14 protein-coding genes are annotated in these 16,701 nt (G+C 67.1%); 3 read left to right on the top strand and 11 right to left on the bottom strand.

Going from position 1 to position 16,701, the window contains the following annotated elements; all coding sequences use genetic code 11:
• Positions 1–132: 132 nt before the first annotated feature.
• The gene (ribA, locus tag FBZ90_RS22850; RefSeq protein ID WP_145735298.1) at positions 133–1,284 is read right to left on the bottom strand and encodes a GTP cyclohydrolase II; all 1,152 of its coding nucleotides are present in this window, start codon (positions 1,282–1,284) and stop codon (positions 133–135) included.
• Between the two features lie 511 nt (positions 1,285–1,795).
• On the opposite strand from ribA, the gene FBZ90_RS22845 reads away from it, so the two are divergent.
• The 3 genes from FBZ90_RS22845 (at position 1,796) to FBZ90_RS22835 (ending at position 4,074) form a co-directional block, all read left to right on the top strand.
• Entirely contained in the window at positions 1,796–2,680 is an 885-nt protein-coding gene (locus FBZ90_RS22845; RefSeq protein ID WP_145735297.1) for a hypothetical protein, read from the top strand.
• Positions 2,681–2,803: 123 nt separating this feature from the next.
• On the top strand, positions 2,804–3,475 hold the full coding sequence (locus tag FBZ90_RS22840; protein ID WP_145735296.1) for a response regulator transcription factor: 672 nt from the start codon (positions 2,804–2,806) through the stop codon (positions 3,473–3,475).
• Entirely contained in the window at positions 3,472–4,074 is a 603-nt protein-coding gene (locus tag FBZ90_RS22835) for a YcbK family protein (RefSeq protein WP_145735295.1), read from the top strand. Before FBZ90_RS22840 ends, FBZ90_RS22835 begins: the two co-directional genes overlap by 4 nt.
• 114 nt (positions 4,075–4,188) lie before the next feature.
• Here FBZ90_RS22835 and FBZ90_RS22830 read toward each other — a convergent pair whose 3' ends face one another.
• From FBZ90_RS22830 to FBZ90_RS22785, 10 genes are all read right to left on the bottom strand, one after another.
• Entirely contained in the window at positions 4,189–4,833 is a 645-nt protein-coding gene (locus tag FBZ90_RS22830; protein WP_145735294.1) for an outer membrane protein, read from the bottom strand.
• A 388-nt stretch (positions 4,834–5,221) separates the two neighbouring features.
• Positions 5,222–7,351: a polyribonucleotide nucleotidyltransferase gene (pnp, locus tag FBZ90_RS22825; protein ID WP_145735293.1), complete on the bottom strand. Its 2,130-nt coding sequence runs from the start codon at positions 7,349–7,351 to the stop codon at positions 5,222–5,224.
• A 294-nt stretch (positions 7,352–7,645) separates the two neighbouring features.
• Positions 7,646–7,915 (bottom strand): 30S ribosomal protein S15, encoded by a 270-nt coding sequence (gene rpsO, locus FBZ90_RS22820; protein ID WP_004271802.1) that lies wholly within the window; start codon positions 7,913–7,915, stop codon positions 7,646–7,648.
• Between the two features lie 15 nt (positions 7,916–7,930).
• Positions 7,931–8,872, bottom strand: a complete 942-nt coding sequence (truB, locus tag FBZ90_RS22815; RefSeq protein WP_145735292.1) for a tRNA pseudouridine(55) synthase TruB — start codon at positions 8,870–8,872, stop codon at positions 7,931–7,933.
• A complete protein-coding gene (rbfA, locus tag FBZ90_RS22810; RefSeq protein WP_145735291.1) occupies positions 8,862–9,329 on the bottom strand; it encodes a 30S ribosome-binding factor RbfA in 468 nt (155 codons plus the stop codon). The genes truB and rbfA overlap by 11 nt, the downstream gene beginning before the upstream one ends.
• A gap of 194 nt (positions 9,330–9,523) precedes the next feature.
• Positions 9,524–12,262 carry a translation initiation factor IF-2 gene (infB, locus tag FBZ90_RS22805; RefSeq protein ID WP_145735290.1) on the bottom strand — a complete coding sequence of 913 codons (2,739 nt, stop codon included), beginning with the start codon at positions 12,260–12,262 and terminating at the stop codon, positions 9,524–9,526.
• A 57-nt stretch (positions 12,263–12,319) separates the two neighbouring features.
• On the bottom strand, positions 12,320–13,012 hold the full coding sequence (locus FBZ90_RS22800) for an RNA-binding protein (RefSeq protein WP_186455997.1): 693 nt from the start codon (positions 13,010–13,012) through the stop codon (positions 12,320–12,322).
• 27 nt (positions 13,013–13,039) lie between these two features.
• Complete coding sequence (gene nusA, locus FBZ90_RS22795; RefSeq protein WP_145735289.1) at positions 13,040–14,539, bottom strand: transcription termination factor NusA; 1,500 nt, start codon at positions 14,537–14,539, stop codon at positions 13,040–13,042.
• A 73-nt stretch (positions 14,540–14,612) separates the two neighbouring features.
• On the bottom strand, positions 14,613–15,107 hold the full coding sequence (gene rimP / locus FBZ90_RS22790; protein ID WP_145735288.1) for a ribosome maturation factor RimP: 495 nt from the start codon (positions 15,105–15,107) through the stop codon (positions 14,613–14,615).
• A 406-nt stretch (positions 15,108–15,513) separates the two neighbouring features.
• Complete coding sequence (locus FBZ90_RS22785) at positions 15,514–16,503, bottom strand: 2-hydroxyacid dehydrogenase (RefSeq protein WP_145735287.1); 990 nt, start codon at positions 16,501–16,503, stop codon at positions 15,514–15,516.
• Positions 16,504–16,701 lie beyond the last annotated feature (198 nt).

Below are 16,701 nucleotides of genomic sequence, written 5' to 3'. Positions count from 1 at the left end.
GATATGCCAGCCAAAAATATAAGGATTTTCAATATACTGACTAAAATTCCCACCCGACCCAAAGCGCCCATCGGCAGATTCAACCGGGCGGGACCAGCGGGTTTTACCGGGCGACCCCCGCCAGCGGGCGGATCACAACAGGTGACCGGCCTTTTCCGCCTTGGTCCGCAGATAGGCGATGTTGTGGCCGTTCGCGGGGAAGATATGGGGAACGCGGTCCACCACCTGCACGCCCCAGCGGGCCAGCTGCGCCAGCTTGTCCGGGTTGTTGGTCATCAGGCGCACGGCGTTGAAGCCCAGGGCCTTCAGCATGGTTGCGGCCGGCAGATAGGTGCGCTCGTCCGCCTCAAAGCCCACCATCAGGTTGGCGTCCACCGTGTCGACGCCGGCGTCCTGCAGACGATAGGCGCGCAGCTTGTTCATGAGGCCAATATTGCGGCCCTCTTGCGCCAGGTACAGCACCACGCCGCTGCCCTGGGCCGCGATCTCGCGGATGGCGCCGCGCAACTGGGCGCCGCAGTCGCAGCGCAGCGAGCCCAGCAGGTCGCCGGTGAAGCATTCGGAATGCAGGCGGGTCAGCACCGGCTGCGCCGGGTCGGGGGTACCGATCAGGATGGCCAGATGCTCCACGCCGCCATCCGGGGCGCGGAAGGCGATCAGGCGGGTGTTTTCCGCATCCGCCAGGGGCACGGACGCCTCCACCACCTGGCGCAGGGTGGATTCCCCCGCCGCCTGGTAAGCCTGGACATCGGCGCCCCGCACGGTCAGCAGGTCGTTGCGCCCCGCCACCTCGTCGGCGCGGTCCGCGGCCACCTCGGCCACGATGACGGCGGGCAGCAGGCGGGCCAGCTTCACCAGCAGCAGGGCCTCGCCCTCCGCCGACGGGAACGGGCGGACAGCGGGTTGCACGGCCTGGGCGGAACCCGGGCGGGTGGGATCGGCCAGCACCCGGACCAGATCCGGCGTCAGCCCCTGCGCGGGGGCGACCACCACGGTGCCGGCGCCCATCGGATCGGCATGGGCCGGTTCAACCGCCTGGGCCAGGATGCCCGCGGCGATGGCGCGCTTGTCGGTCAGGACCAGGGCGGGCTCGCCCCCCGCGATCTGACGCACCAGGGCCAGGGCCGGCGCGTCCGTCATCTCCGCCGCGCGAACCAGCAGGGCCCGGCCGTCGCCGCCCTGAAGCATCACCAAGTCGCCGCGACGGAGTTCGGACACCGCGCGCTGCACGGAACGGCTGGCGGTCCGCATCAGGGGTGAAATCGGTTCGGCGGCGAGCGACATGCGGATGATCCAGGCGACACAGGAAGGAGGGACGGCCGCGTATCGGGACGCGTCAACAGCACGGGTAATGGGCAGAACATGGTCATTCGCCCCGCCCGGCACAACCAGTTCCACCGACCAGCACGGTATCGGCCCCGTGCGCGGGCGCGAAGCGCTAGCGTTGCATGGGTACCCAGCCCGCCGGGAGGGCCCGCCGGAGAGGGATGGCGGGAATAATCCGCCATGCGACCGCCCCCGACGCTTGCCCCTTGCCCTATGGCGGCTTGATATGACCGATCGCGCCATGGCTTTTCCCGTGCGGAGACACCAAAGTAACAGCGCATTCGCGGGATGGACCAAGTCAAGGCGCGGCGGCTACTATTCGGCGTCCACCCCGGTGCGACGGTTTTCCATTCAGCCCCGGCCCGTGCGCGCCGCCCGTTACTTCAGGACCCCCACGGATGTTCCGTGCCCCCGTTCCGGTCTTCCCCCTTCCCCGGTCGGCGCCCCGCGCCGGCGGCAGAGGCGCCGCATGATCCAACCCCAGGTCATCGACGGCGACTGGCACGCCCTGCGGGAGCCGCTGGATGACAAGGCGCGGGCCATCGAGCTGGCCTGGGAATTCGCCCGCATGGTGCCATCCCGCCCGCACATCCTGGACTTGGGCGCCGGGCTGGGCGCCAACGTGCGCCATCTGCTGCCCCGCCTGGGCCGCATGATCCAGGACTGGACCCTGATGGACACCGACGCCGACCTGCTGGCCGGCGTGTCGGACCGCATGCAGCGCTGGGCGCATGAATCAGGTTGGCGCATGGCGCGCAACGCCGTCGATGGCGCGGTGGCTGAGTTGGTCCTGTTCGGCGATGACCTGCGCAGCCGGCTGACCCTGATCCGCCAAGACATGTCGACCGACCTGCACGACCTGGGCATTCAACGTCATGACGGCGTTGCCGGTAACGCCTTCTTCGACCGGGTATCGGCGGAATGGCTGGATCATTTCATAACCGAACTGATTGCCAGCGGCCTGCCCCCCGTACTGGCCACGGGGGTGCAGGACGGCCGCCTGACATGGACGCCGGAGGATCCGGACGACGGCTTGGTGGTGGCGTTGGCGCAGGAAAGCGCCAACCGCGACCACGGCTTCGGTCCGCCGCTGGGTGACCAGGCGTCATCCGCGCTGGTGACCAAGCTGGAGGCCGCGGGCTATCGCCTGGACGGGGCCCGGTCGGATTGGCGGCTATCGGGGCTGCGCGGTCGTCAGGCCCAACTGCACCTGGTATCCATGCTGGCGGCCCAGGCCGCGGCCCGCGACCCGGCGGCGGCCGACCGCATCGGGGCGTGGGGGGAGCGTCGCCGCGCCGCCGTCCTGCGGGCCGAGATGACCGTGGGCCACGCCGACATCCTGGCGCGGCGTTAGGACGCGCCCTCTTGGTTTACACCCTCCGCCCCTCTCCCCCCGGCGACGCCCCTCGTGCGAACCATCCGCACCCGTGCTAATAAGTCGACGGAACCGCCACCCAACTTCCCCTAGTCCAGGCCGATGACGACCCCAGGCGCCAAGAAGCTGTTGCTGGTTGAGGATGACGAGACCCTACGCCATTTGCTGGCGGAGCAGTTGAGCAGCCTGGAGGAATTCGACGTGCGCCAGGCGACCGATGGCGCAACCGCCCTGGCCGCCGCGCAGGCGGAAACGTTCGAGGCCATCCTGTTGGCCAGCCGCCTGCCGGATATGGAGGGCGCCGCCCTTTGCGCCGCCCTGCGCCAGGCCGGGATCGACAGCCCCATCCTGCTGATGGCCATGGAAGGGGAACCGGACGTGCCCGGATGCAGCGACCGGCTGGTGAAGCCCTTCCGCATCGGCGCGCTGCTGGCCAAGCTGCGCCAGCATGCCCGCCCCACGGGTGACGACCCGGCCCTGCGCATTGGTCCCTATGAGTTCCGCGCCCTGGCCCGCACCCTGCGCGAGGAAGGCACGGGCAACGAGACCCGCCTGACCGACAAGGAGGCGCAGATCCTGGCTTTCCTGCATCGCGCGGGCGGCGGTGTCGTCAGCCGCGAACAACTGTTGGACCAGGTGTGGAATTACAATGAAGGCGTCACCACCCACACCTTGGAAACCCATATCTACCGCCTGCGGCAGAAGATGGAGCGGGACCCGGCCAACGCCGTCCTGCTGGTGACGGAACCCGGCGGATATCGACTGACCCCATGATCAACTTCCCCTTCCGCCTGGCCCGCGCGGCATCCGTTTCCCTGATGCTGGCGGTCGCGGCCTGCGGCGGTTCGCCCAAACCCTTTCCCGTCCCGCCGGCGGAAGCCGACCTGCCACCGGCCAACACGGCGGCCATCCGCCGCATCGTGCTGGTGCACCCGCCCAGCAAGGAAAAGATCGACGTCATCTACTGGCACGACGGCGCCTATGACAGCCGCGCCATGGCAGAGGTGGCGCACATCATGCGCGACCGCCACACCGGCGAAACCCACGATATCGATCCCGCGCTGATGGATTTCATCAGTGGCGTCATCCTGCGCGCCAGCCTGCCGCCCACCACCCAGGTGGACATCCTGTCGGGCTATCGCTCGCCGGAAACCAATGCCGCCCTGGTCAAGGTCAACCGCAACGCCGCCCGCGAGAGCTTCCACATGCAGGGCCGCGCCGCCGACATCCGCATCCCGGCGCTGAAGGGTGACGCCATCACCGAGATCGCCAAGACCATGCAGCGTGGGGGCGCCGCCTTCTACGACGGCAGCGGCCACACCCATGTGGACACGGGGCCGGTACGCACCTGGGCGACTTATTCCACGCGGTGACTGGTTCGCCGGATGCGGTCGCGTCCTATGGGATGTTGGGAAAGATAGCTGCCGCGGAAATGAAAAAGGCCCGGGGGTGAGCCCGGGCCTTTTCCTCATGAGGGCACGCTTTTATCAGAAGCGGATGCCGACGCCGACGCGGACCTGGCTTTCTTGCGGGGTCGAGCGCAGCTGGCCACCGGCCAGATCCCGCGTGGAGTGCGAGTAGTCGGTGTAGTCGTACTCGATACGGGTGAACAGGTGCTCGTCGATGGCGTAATCGGCGCCGACGCCGTACTTCACACCGTCATAGTCCTGGGCGTACTGGCGGGAAGCGCCGCCGGTCAGGGCGTTGGTCGTGTCGATGGAGGTGTGCTGGTAGCCCACGCGGCCGAACAGCAGCAGGTCGGGCTGGACCACGTAACCCAGGCGGGCGCTGACGCCGGCGCTGTAGTTGGGCTGCACGCGGTAGCTGCCCAGGGCGTCGCCGTAGGTCCGGTCACCGGTGTAGAAATTGGCTTCGCCTTCGGCGCCGACATAGATGTTGTCGTAAACGGTCTGGCCGTAGCCGGCGAAGAGGCCGCCGTTGAAACCCTGGGTCTCACGGGCGGGGGTGCTCTGCTGGCCGCCGACGGTGGCCCGCTGACGCGCGTTGAACCAGTCATAGCCGGCGTTGGCACCAACATAGCCGCCGTCGAACGTGCTCTGCGCCAGAGCCGGGGTCGCGGCGACCGCGACCAGAGCCGACGCGGCGAAAACAATAGTCCGCAAATGCGACATGGTAACTCTCCTTTAAGGTCCCTAATTTCGCCGTAATTCCATCATTGCAAACAATGAAACCTTGGCGTGTCTTGGCAATGTTTCGTCACTGCCTTCAGTCCATCCGTTACTACTGCGGGTAACTACTGATGGGTGATCGATTCATTACGCCCTTGCGAGACCTCTAACCTGTGAGGAGCGTCACACTTTCCATGCCCTGAGCGCACGGCTGTAAATCAATACTCAGCCCTTAATTCATGGCCAAACCGGATTACTGCCCAGACTTCGCCACAAATGAATCGTTGTCGAGGCTCTGAAGACATAGAAAAAGCCGCCCGGGCTACCCCGGGCGGCTCATTCCTCGACCAAAGGCAGGGGCCGAAACCGCCTGCCTAAGCCTTAAAGCGGATCAGGCCTCCTCGGCCTTGTCCTTCTTGCTCAGGTCTTCGCCGGTGGCCTGGTCGACCACCTTCATCGACAGCTTCACCTTGCCGCGATCGTCGAAGCCCAGGACCTTCACCTTCACCTCGTCGCCCTGGTTGACCACATCGGTGACCTTGGCCACGCGCTGCGGTGACAGTTCGGAGATGTGGACCAGGCCGTCACGGGCGCCCAGGAAGTTCACGAAGGCGCCGAAGTCCATGACCTTCACGACCTTGCCGACGTAGATCTCGCCCAGCTCGGGCTCGGCGACGATGCCCTTGATCCACTTGATGGCGGCGTCGGACGCCTTGCTGTCCACGGCCGCCACCTTGACGGTGCCGTCGTCCTCGATGTCGATCTTGGCGCCGGTCTGCTCCACGATCTCGCGGATCACCTTGCCGCCGGAGCCGATCACGTCGCGGATCTTCTCCTTCGGGATGTTGATCACGGTGATGCGCGGGGCGTTCTGGTTCACCGCCTCGCGGGCGCCGCCGATGGCCTTGGCCATCTCGCCCAGGATGTGCAGGCGGCCGTCCTTGGCCTGGGCCAGGGCGACCTTCATGATCTCCTCGGTGATCGAGGTGATCTTGATGTCCATCTGCAGGGCGGTCACGCCCGCCTCGGTGCCGGCCACCTTGAAGTCCATGTCGCCCAGGTGATCCTCGTCACCCAGGATGTCGGACAGCACGGCGACGCCGGTGTCTTCCTTGATCAGGCCCATGGCGATGCCGGCCACGGGGCGCGGCAGCGGCACACCGGCATCCATCAGCGCCAGCGAGGTGCCGCAGACGGTGGCCATGGAGGACGAGCCGTTGGACTCGGTGATCTCGGAGACCAGACGCAGGGTGTAGGGGAAGGCTTCCTTGGCCGGCAGCAGCGGGTGCACGGCGCGCCACGCCAGCTTGCCATGGCCGATTTCACGGCGGCCCGGGCTGCCCATGCGGCCGGCTTCACCCACGGAGTACGGGGGGAAGTTGTAGTGCAGCATGAAGTTTTCGCGGTATTCGCCTTCCAGCGCGTCCACGATCTGCTCATCCTGGGCGGTGCCCAGGGTGGCGACCACCAGGGCTTGGGTCTCGCCGCGGGTGAACAGCGCCGAACCGTGGGCCCGGGGCAGCACGCCCACTTCCGCCACGATGGGGCGGATGTCGACGGTGGTGCGGCCGTCGATGCGCTTGCCGGTCTCCAGGACCGTGCCGCGCAGCACGTCGGCTTCCAGGTCCTTGAAGGTGCTGCCGACCGCTTCGGCGGTGTAGGCGCCCTCGGCGGTCAGGGCCTCGACCGCCTTCTTCTTGGCGGTGCTGACGGCCTCATAGCGTTCCTGCTTCACGGTCAGGGTGTAGGCCGCGCGGATGTCGGCGCCCACCAGTTCGCTCAGCTTGGCCTTCAGCGCGGCCTTGTCATAGGCCGGCGCCGGCAGGTCCCACGGGTCCTTGGCGGCCTGCTCGGCCAGGTCGATGATCATGTTGATCACCGGCTGGAAGGCGGTGTGGCCGAACATGACGGCCTTCAGCATGATCTCCTCGGACAGCTCCTTGGCTTCCGATTCGACCATCAGCACGCCTTCCTGCGTACCGGCGACCACCAGGTCCAGGTCGGTGGTTTCCACCTGCTCCAGCGTCGGGTTCAGGATGAACTCGCCATCCTTGTAGCCGACGCGGGCGCCGCCGACCGGGCCCAGGAAGGGCAGGCCGGACAGCGTCAGGGCGGCGGAGGCGCCGATCATGGCGACGATGTCGGGATCGTTTTCCAGATCATGGCTGAGCACGGTGCAGACGACCTGCACCTCGTTGCGGAAGCCATCGATGAACAGCGGGCGGATGGGGCGGTCGATGAGGCGGGAGGTCAGCACCTCCTTCTCGGTCGGGCGACCCTCACGCTTGAAAAAGCCGCCGGGGATCTTGCCGGCGGCGAAAGCCTTTTCCTGGTAATTGACGGTCAGGGGAAAAAAGTCCTGGCCGGGCTTGACCGACTTGGCGCCGACGGCGGTGCAGAGCACGACCGTGTCGCCGTAGGTGGCGATGACAGCGCCATCAGCCTGACGGGCGACCTTGCCCGTTTCGAGGACCAGCTTGCGGCCGCCCCATTCCATCTCTTTACGGAAAACCTTGAACATATCTTTCTTCCTTCCATCCGATACTCGGATCACGTCCCGGATTGGACGGCCGAGCCGGGGCCCTATCGGCAGCACCCGCATTAGAAACCTTTAAATGACAGATGGCCAGCCGGGTCCGCCCCGGCTGGCCATCTGCACTACTCAATAACCGCACTCATCCGCTTTTGGATCATCCGGACCGCGATCCGCGCGCCGAACGGCAGCGTCGGGGCGCCGGACCCGCCGGAAGGCGGGTGGCCGGTACCACCGGTCACTGCGGTCGCTTGCGCCGGCGGCGCCGTCCAGACCATACCCTTAGCGACGCAGGCCCAGACGCTGAATCAGCGACGTGTAACGGGCGACGTCCTTGCGCTTCAGGTAGTCCAGCAGGCTGCGGCGCTGGCTGACCATGACCAGCAGGCCACGGCGGGAGTGGAAGTCCTTGTTGTGGGACTTCATGTGATCGGTCAGGTTGGTGATGCGTTCCGTCAGGATCGCAACCTGCACCTCGGGCGAACCGGTGTCGCCTTCGGCGGTCTTGTACTCGGCAATGAGCGCCTGCTTGCGCTCGGCAGTGATCGACATCGTCGTCTCCGTCACTTAGAGGTTCAAAACGCGCACCGGACGGACCTCCGCCCCCTCGACATGAACCAACGCCACCGGCTTGCCACCACAAATGGCAAGCGCGATGGGCTCCCCGCCCGCCAGCTGATCGTGAATGGCGTCGAGCCGTTCCAGATCATGACGGCGCAGCAGCGCCACCGTTTGTCCGTGTCTCAGTCGGTGCGCTTCCGCTTCCGCCAGGGCCAGCGCCGGGATGTCGTCCAGCGCGGTCTCGATCGGTTGCAGAAGTCCTTCGACCGTGGGTGTCTGCGCCACCCGTTCCAATTCGTCAAGCGAAATCGCCTGATCCATGGTGAAGCGCCCGACCCGCAGACGGCGCAGGACGGACACATGGCCCACCGTGCCCAGCGCCAGGGCCAGATCGCGCGCCAGCGAGCGCATATAGGTGCCCTTGCCGCACTCCACCTCGAACTCGGCATGGTCGGCATCGGGACGGCCGGTCAGCAGGAAGCTGTCCACCCGCACGATGCGCGGCGCCAAATCCACCCGCTCGCCCTCGCGCGCCAGGTCATAGGCGCGTTCCCCCGCCACCTTGATGGCGGAGAACTGGGGCGGTACCTGGCTGATCTCGCCCTGGAAATTCTCCAGCGCCGCCTCGATGGCCTCGTCGCTGGGGCGGTGGTCGTGCGTGGCCGTCACCTCCCCCGCCAGGTCGTCGGTGGTGCGCGCCTCGCCGAAGCGCAGGGTGAAGCGGTAGGTCTTGCTGCAATCCATGGCATAGGACACCGTCTTGGTGGCCTCGCCGAAGGCGATGGGCAGGATGCCGGTGGCGATGGGGTCCAGCGTGCCGGCATGGCCGGCCTTTTCCGCCTGCATCAGCCAGCGCACCTTGGCCATGGCCTGGGTGCTGGTCATGCCCGGCGGCTTGTCCAGCACCAGCCAGCCGTGCAAGGGCCGGCCCTTGCGCTTACGGGCCATCGTGAGGCTCCGCGCCCTCGCCATCCTCGTGCTCGGCGGCACCCTCGGCGCCGGCCTCATGATCCAGGTCGCGCTGCACGTCGGGGCGGTGCAGCAGCTGGTCGATGCGCTGGGCGTAGTCGAAGGACACGTCGATCTGGAAGCTGAGGCGCGGCACGTGCTGCAGGCGCATGGCCTTGGCCACCTGGCTGCGCAGATAGGCGGACACGCGGTTCAGCGCCTTGACCTGCTCGGGATGGCCGCCGCCCAGCGGCATGATGAAGGCGGTGGCGTTCTTCAGGTCAGGGCTGATGCGCACCTCGCTGACCGTCACGTTCAGGTCATGCAGGTCGGGATCGCGGAAATCGGCCCGCCTCAGGATCTCGGCCAGGGCATGGCGCAATTCCTCGCCCACACGCAGCTGACGTTGAGAGGGGGCCTTGCCGGCGCGCAGGCCGGCGTCACCATGTCGGCTCATGGGTCATTATCCTAATAAAGGGCCCCGCCCCGATGTCGCTCGAAAGGGGGGGCCGGCCCGCCCGTCCACCAGAGGGACGGCGCTGGGCCCAAACGGCTCGGGTGAGGAGCCAAAACGGCCGTCCGGGGTTGGACCGGACGGCCGGGGTGTCAGGCAGATACTGTGATCCAGCCGGAGGAGGATGCCGGCGCCCCTTACAGGGCGCGGGCCACCTCTTCCATCTCATAGGCTTCGATGACGTCGCCCGGCTGGATGTTGTCGTAGTTCTCGAACGCCATGCCGCACTCGTAACCTTCGCGCACTTCCTTGACTTCGTCCTTGAAGCGCTTGAGCGTCTTGAGCGTGCCTTCGTGGATGACGACGTTGTCGCGCAGCAGGCGGACGCCCGCACCGCGCTTGACGATGCCTTCCGTGACACGGCAGCCACCGACCTTGCCGACCTTGGTGATGTTGAACACCTCCAGGATCTGCGCGTTGCCCAGGAAGCGTTCGCGCAGGGTGGGCTTCAGCATGCCCGTCAGAAGGGCACGGACATCGTCGATGATGTCGTAGATGACCGAGTAGTAGCGGATTTCCGCGCTGTCCCGCTTGGCCATCTCGCGGGCCTGCGGGTTGGCGCGGACGTTGAAGCCGATGATGATGCCGCGCGAGGCGTTGGCCAGCGTGACGTCGCTCTCGTTGATGGCGCCCACACCGGAGTGCAGGACGCGCACCTTGACCTCGGAATTGTCGCCGGCCAGCTTTTCCAGGGTGCCGGAAATGGCCTCGATGGAGCCCTGCACGTCGCCCTTGATGACCAGCGGCAGTTCCTTCACCTCGCCGGCCTGGATCTGCTTGAACATCTGTTCCAGCGAACCACGCGCCGACTGGGCGACCTGGGCCTCCCGCTTCTTGCGCTGACGGAACTCGGTGATTTCGCGGGCACGGGCCTCGCTCTCCACCACCGAGAATTCGTCACCGGCCAGCGGCGTGGCGTTCAGGCCCAGCACCTCCACCGGGGTGGCGGGGCTGGCGCTGTCCACGTTCTGGCCGCGGTCGTTGACCAGGGCGCGCACACGGCCCCACTCGCTGCCAGCGACGACGATGTCGCCCACCTTCAGCGTGCCGCGCTGCACCAGCATGGTGGCGACGGAACCACGGCCACGTTCCAGCTTGGCCTCGACGACCACGCCTTCGGCGGTACGGTTGGGGTTGGCCTTGAGTTCCAGGATTTCGGCCTGCAGGAGGATGTTCTCCTCCAGCTTGTCCAGGCCCTTGCCCGTCTTGGCCGACACTTCCACGTCCAGGACGTCGCCGCCCATGGCCTCGACCACCAGCCCGTGCTGCAGCAGTTCCTGCCGCACCCGGTCCGGCTTGGCCCCGGGCAGGTCGCACTTGTTGATGGCGATGATGATCGGAACCTCGGCCGCCTTGGCGTGCTGGATGGCTTCGACCGTCTGCGGCATGACGCCGTCGTCGGCGGCCACCACCAGCACCACCACGTCCGTGACGTTGGCGCCGCGGGCGCGCATCTCGGTGAAGGCGGCGTGGCCGGGGGTGTCGATGAAGGTGATGCGCGAACCGGAAGCCAGCTGCACCTGATAGGCGCCAATGTGCTGGGTGATGCCGCCGGCCTCGCGGCTGGCGACGTCGGTGTGGCGCAGGGCGTCCAGCAGCGAGGTCTTGCCGTGGTCGACGTGACCCATGACGGTGACGACCGGCGGACGCGCCGACAGATCCTCGTCGCGGTCGACCTCACCCTTCACGCCCACCTCGACGTCGGCTTCCGACACGCGGTGCGCGCGGTGGCCGAATTCCGTCACGATCAGCTCGGCCGTGTCGGTGTCGATGTTCTGGGTGATGGTGGCCATCACGCCCATACGCATCAGCGCCTTGATCACGTCGGCACCGCGCTCGGCCATACGGTTGGCCAGTTCCTGCACGGTGATGACTTCGGGGATGATGACGTCGCGGGTCACTTTTTGCGTATCCTGACGCCCGGTCAGGCGCTGCTTCTCGCGTTCACGGGCACGGCGGAGCGCGGCCATGCTGCGGCCACGCTGGCCACCGCCTTCGTCGCTCAGCGCCTGGGAGATGGTCAGCTTGCCGGTGTTGCGGCGGCGTTCGCCACCCTTGGCGGCCTTGGCCGGGGCGGGGGCGGGAGCCTTGGCGGTCTTCGCGGCGCCACCGGGGCCGGCGCGGCGGCGACCATCTTCCTCATCGTCATCGACGGCGCGTGCGGTCAGCGGACCACGCGGGGCGGCGGCGTCCGTGGCGGCCGTCGTCGTCGTCGTGGCGGCGCCACCGGCGGCGGGACGGGCGGCGCGCGGGGCCTCCTCGGCCTTGCGGGCGGCCTCGGCCTCCTTGCGCTTGTTCTCTTCGTCCTGGCGGCGCTTCTCCGCCTCGGCGGCGACGCGCTTTTCCTCCTCCTGGATCATCCGCAGCTCTTCCAGCTCGCGGCGACGCAGGGTCTCGTCGTCCAGGGGGCCGTCGTTGGCCGGCTCCTCGACCACGGGCTCGGGCGCGGGCGCCGTTTCCACCGGGGCGGCGTCGTCCACGACCAGATCATCGGCGATGATCTCGTCCTGCAGATCGTCGACCACATCCTCGTGGGCGGCGTTCTCGCCCATGGCGCGCAGGGCGCGCAGACGGGCTTCGCGCTCGCTGTCCGTCAGCTGGCGGGGGGCGCCACCACGGGCCGGCTGGCCACGGCCGCCACCCTGGGCGGGACGGCCTTCGGCCGCGGCACGGGCGGCGGCGCCGCCATCGGCCACGCCCGGACGGGCGCCCTGTTCGAAGGTTCGCTTGCGCTTGACCTCAACCGCAACGGTCTTGGTTCGGCCGTGCGAGAAGCTTTGGCGCACGGATCCCGCGTCCACCGTCTTCTTCAGCTCCAGCTTGCCTCGACCGGTAAGGCTCAACTTCTTGCGGTCCTGGTCGCTCGTATCAGTCATCCGATATCCGACTGTTTCATCGTTGTCGCCCCGGGGCATTTGCCCCCGGGCCATCCCTTACCCAGCGCTGGGCCTGGCGCCCCGTGTCAGGGCACCCAGCCTTTCCGCCTCCCGCTGCAGGCGTTGGACCAAAGGTCCAGTGCCCACCACGGCATGCACCGCGTCATCGCGGCCCAGCGCCATGCCCAGCTCCCCCCGGTCGAAGATATCGACCACCGGGATGCCGGGGGACAGCGCGTCCAGCTTGGACCGGCCGTCGGCAGCCCCATCGGACGCCTCCAGCCTCAGCCCTATGCCCGGCCGCGTACCGATGGCCTTGGCGCGCAGCGCCGCGGCCACCTTCTCAAATCCCGCCACCGCCTGGCCGCCCCGCCGGGCAAGCCCGACCAGGTCCAGACAGCGGCGACGCAACAACCCCGTCACCAGGGCCCTCAAATCCGCCGGGGTGCGCACCGACCGGCGCGCCGCCTTGGCGAACAAACCTTTGGCGACCGCCTTTTCAACCAAGGCGGGGTCCGCCGTCAACCACAGCCCGCGTCCGGGCAGGGTTTCCTCCACGTCGGGGACGACCGTGCCGTCAGGTCCGACGACAAAACGGATCATCCCGTCCTTCGACCCCACCACGCCGCTGGCGATGCAGCGGCGCAGAGGGCTCTTGGCCCCCCCGACCGCCTCCGCCTCGCCTTCCGGCAGCAGCGGCGTGTCGGGATCCGGTGTCACCGCCGGCCCGGAAGCCTGAGGGGCGACCATATTCTACCTTCCTATCCTAACCCTTCCTCAGGCGTCGGCGCCGGACTCTTCGTCCGCGAACCAGTGGGCGCGCGCGGCCATGATCAACTCATTGGCCTCGTCCTCGCTCATGGCGTCCTTACCCAGGATTTCGATCAGTTCGTCACCCGCCAGGTCAGCGAAATCGTCCAGTGTCTTTACGCCCTTCTCACCCAGCTTGACCAGCATGGGCGCGGTCAGCGCCTCGATGGCCGCCACCTCGTCGGTGACACCCAGTTCCTTGCGGCGGTTTTCCAGGCGGTTGTTCTGCTCTTCCAGGAAGTTGCGGGCGCGTTCCCGCAGTTCCTCGGCCACGTCCTCGTCGAAAGCGTCGATGGAGGTCAGTTCCTCGGTATCGACATAGGCGATTTCCTCGACGGAGGAGAAGCCTTCGGCAACCAGCAGATGGGCGATGACGTCGTCAACGTCCAGGGCCTCGATGAACATCTGCGACCGGGTCTTGAATTCCTCGGTGCGACGGTCGGATTCCTCCTGCTCCGTCATGATGTCGATGTCCCAGCCGGTCAGCATGGACGCCAGGCGAACGTTCTGGCCACGGCGGCCGATGGCCAGCGACAGCTGGTCGTCGGGCACCACCACCTCGATGCGCTTCGTTTCCTCGTCCAGCACCACCTTGGCCACCTCGGCCGGGGCCAGGGCGTTCACCACGAAGGTGGCGGCGTCCCGGTTCCAGGGGATGATGTCGATCTTCTCGCCCTGCAGCTCGCCCACCACGGCCTGGACGCGGCTGCCGCGCATGCCGACGCAGGCGCCCACGGGGTCGATGGCGCTGTCATTGCTGATGACGGCGATCTTGGCGCGGCTGCCCGGGTCGCGGGCCACGGCCTTGATCTCGATGATGCCGTCATAGATTTCCGGCACTTCCTGCTTGAACAGGCCGGCCATGAAGGCGGGATGGGTGCGCGACAGGAAAATCTGCGGGCCGCGCGGCTCACGCCGCACGTCGTAGATGAAGGCGCGCACGCGGTCGCCGTTCTTGAAATGCTCACGCGGCAGGCATTCGTCACGGCGCAGCACGGCTTCGGCGCGGCCCAGGTCCACGGTCACGTTGCCGTATTCCACGCGCTTGACCAGACCGTTGACGATATCGCCCATGCGGTCCTTGTACTCGTCGTACTGGCGGTCACGCTCGGCCTCGCGCACCTTCTGCACGATGACCTGCTTGGCCGTCTGGGCGGCGATGCGGCCGAAATCGATCGGGGGCAGCGGGTCGATCAGGAAATCACCGACCTTGGCGTCCGGGCGCTTGCGCTTGGCCTGGGCCACGGAAACCTGCGTCGCCTCATCCTCGACCGTCTCCACCACCTCAAGGTAGCGCATCAGATGGATGTCGCCGGTCTTGCGGTCGATGCGGGCGCGGATGTCGTGCTCGTGGCCGTACTTGGAACGGCCCGCCTTCTTAATGGCCTCTTCCATCGCCTCGAGCACATGCTCTTTGTCGATGTTCTTCTCGCGGGCGACGGCGTCAGCGACTTGAAGCAGTTCCATCGAAGCGAACCTTGCCTTCTGTTACGTCAGTAAGAACGACTGTTGAAACGGTACCGAAACACGAAAAACGGGGTCAGTGCTGGTGCTTGCCCTCGGCGGCGGCCTTCAGCAGCGCGTCGTTCATCACCAGCTTGGCCCGCAGGATCAGGTCGAAGGGCACGGCGGCCGGGCCGGTGGGCATGTCCACCAGCACCTTGCCATCCTCGACGCCCTTCAGCATGCCGATGAAGCGGCGCCGGTCATCCACCGGCTGCGACGTCTCCACCCGCACCTCGAAACCCGCGAAGCGCTCAAAATCCTTCAGCCGGGTCAGCGGCCGGTCGATACCGGGGCTGCTGACCTCCAGCGTGTACGCCACCTCGATGGGGTCTTCCACGTCCAGCAGGGCCGACACCGCGCGGCTGATCTCCGCGCAGTCGTCCACCGTCATGGCGGCGCCGTCCAGCCGCTCGGCCATGATCTGCAGCGTCGGGCGGGCGTTGCCCGTCAACAGCACGCGCACCAGGTCGTAGCCCATGGCCTCAACCGAGGGGGCGATGATGCCGGCGATGCGTTCCTGTACGTCCATCGATCTCTTCCAGGGAACGGCCGACCGGGCCGTCCCCGCCTTTGTGGGGACGGATATGGGGCGAAACTTGCCCGCCTGACATCGCCGACCCCAGATAATAAAAAAAGTGGGCCAATGGCCCACCCGCAAAGCGTTCCAGCCAGCCACCCGATTGTTGATGGCCGGATCGTTATGAGGATTGCTGCGGCGGATCATAGTCGTCACGGCGTTTCGCGCAAAGGGTTTTCATGCGCGATCCGCCATGTGTCGGAAGGGACGCAGGCCAGCGTCGCCGCTGGTTGTCGGCGTCCCCACCAGTGATGGTGGCATCAACCCACCATCAACCGCAACATGGTGTGAAAAAGAGGCCGGGTCAAGAGGGGCGGACGGCCCAGTCGAACCGCCCCGCCCGCTTTTTTCCGCCGGCTCAGAACATGGATTCAATGACCCGGTCGGGCGGTTTGTGCCCATCGACGAAGGTCTTGATGTTGACGATGACCTTTTCGCCCATGTCCTGGCGGCCCTCGATGGTGGCGGAGCCCATATGGGGAAGCAGCACCACGTTGGACAGCGTCAGCAGCTTGGGGTTGACGGCCGGTTCCTGTTCGAACACGTCCAGGCCGGCGGCGCCGATCTCGCCCTTGGCCAGCTTGCGCGTCAGCTCGTTCTCATCGATCACCTCGCCGCGGGCGGTGTTGACGATGATGCTGTTGGGACGCAGCAGGTTCAGGCGGCGGGCGGACAGCAGGTGGTAGGTCGCCGGGGTGTGCGGGCAGTTGATGGAGATGATGTCCATCCGCGCCAGCATCTGGTCCAGGCTTTCCCAATAGGTGGCCTCCAGTTCCTGCTCGATCTCGGGATGGACGCGGTGCCGGTTGTGGTAGTGCACCGACAGGCCGAAGCCGCGTGCGCGCCGGGCCAACGCCTGGCCGATGCGGCCCATGCCGACGATGCCCAGGCGCTTGCCCCAGATGCGGGTGCCCAGCATCTGCGTCGGCGCCCAGCCCGTCCACTGGCCGGTGCGGATCAGGCGCTCGCCCTCGCTCACGCGCCGCGCGGTCGCCAGGATCAGGGCCATGGTCATGTCGGCCGTGTCCTCGGTCAGGACGCCGGGCGTGTTGGTGACCATGATGCCACGCTCCCGCGCGGCCTTCAGGTCGATATGGTCGACGCCGTTCCCGAAGTTGGCGATCAGCTTCAGCTGAGGCCCGGCATGGGCCAGGACGTTGGCGTCCAGGCGGTCGGTGACAGTGGGGACGAGAACGGTGGCGACCTTCATCGCCTCCGCCAGTTCGGCGGGGCTCATGGGATGGTCGTCAGTGGAAAGCCGGGTGTCGAACAGCTCCATCATCCGCGTCTCAATGACGTCGGGAAGCTTGCGCGTCACGATGACCAGGGGCTTTTTTCGCTCGGACATGATTCCTCCCGAGATAGCGTCCCTGCCATAGCAGCGGGGACGGGGTCCTGTCCAGCGGCCCACAAGTCCCACCCCCTCCCGGCAGGGGTATCCAGCGCGGGCGGGGGTCGCGACGGGGCGGCGCTTGACCCGGGCGAGGGACCGATTTCTATTGGGGACCGAAACACCGGGCGGCACCCCGCCCGGTCCGTCCCAACG

It is taken from the genome of Nitrospirillum pindoramense (assembly GCF_007827955.1).
In the GTDB taxonomy this organism is placed as follows: Bacteria; Pseudomonadota; Alphaproteobacteria; order Azospirillales; family Azospirillaceae; genus Nitrospirillum; species Nitrospirillum amazonense_B.
Note: the sequence above shows the minus strand (reverse complement) of the source record. Positions and strands in the feature narration are given on the sequence as shown.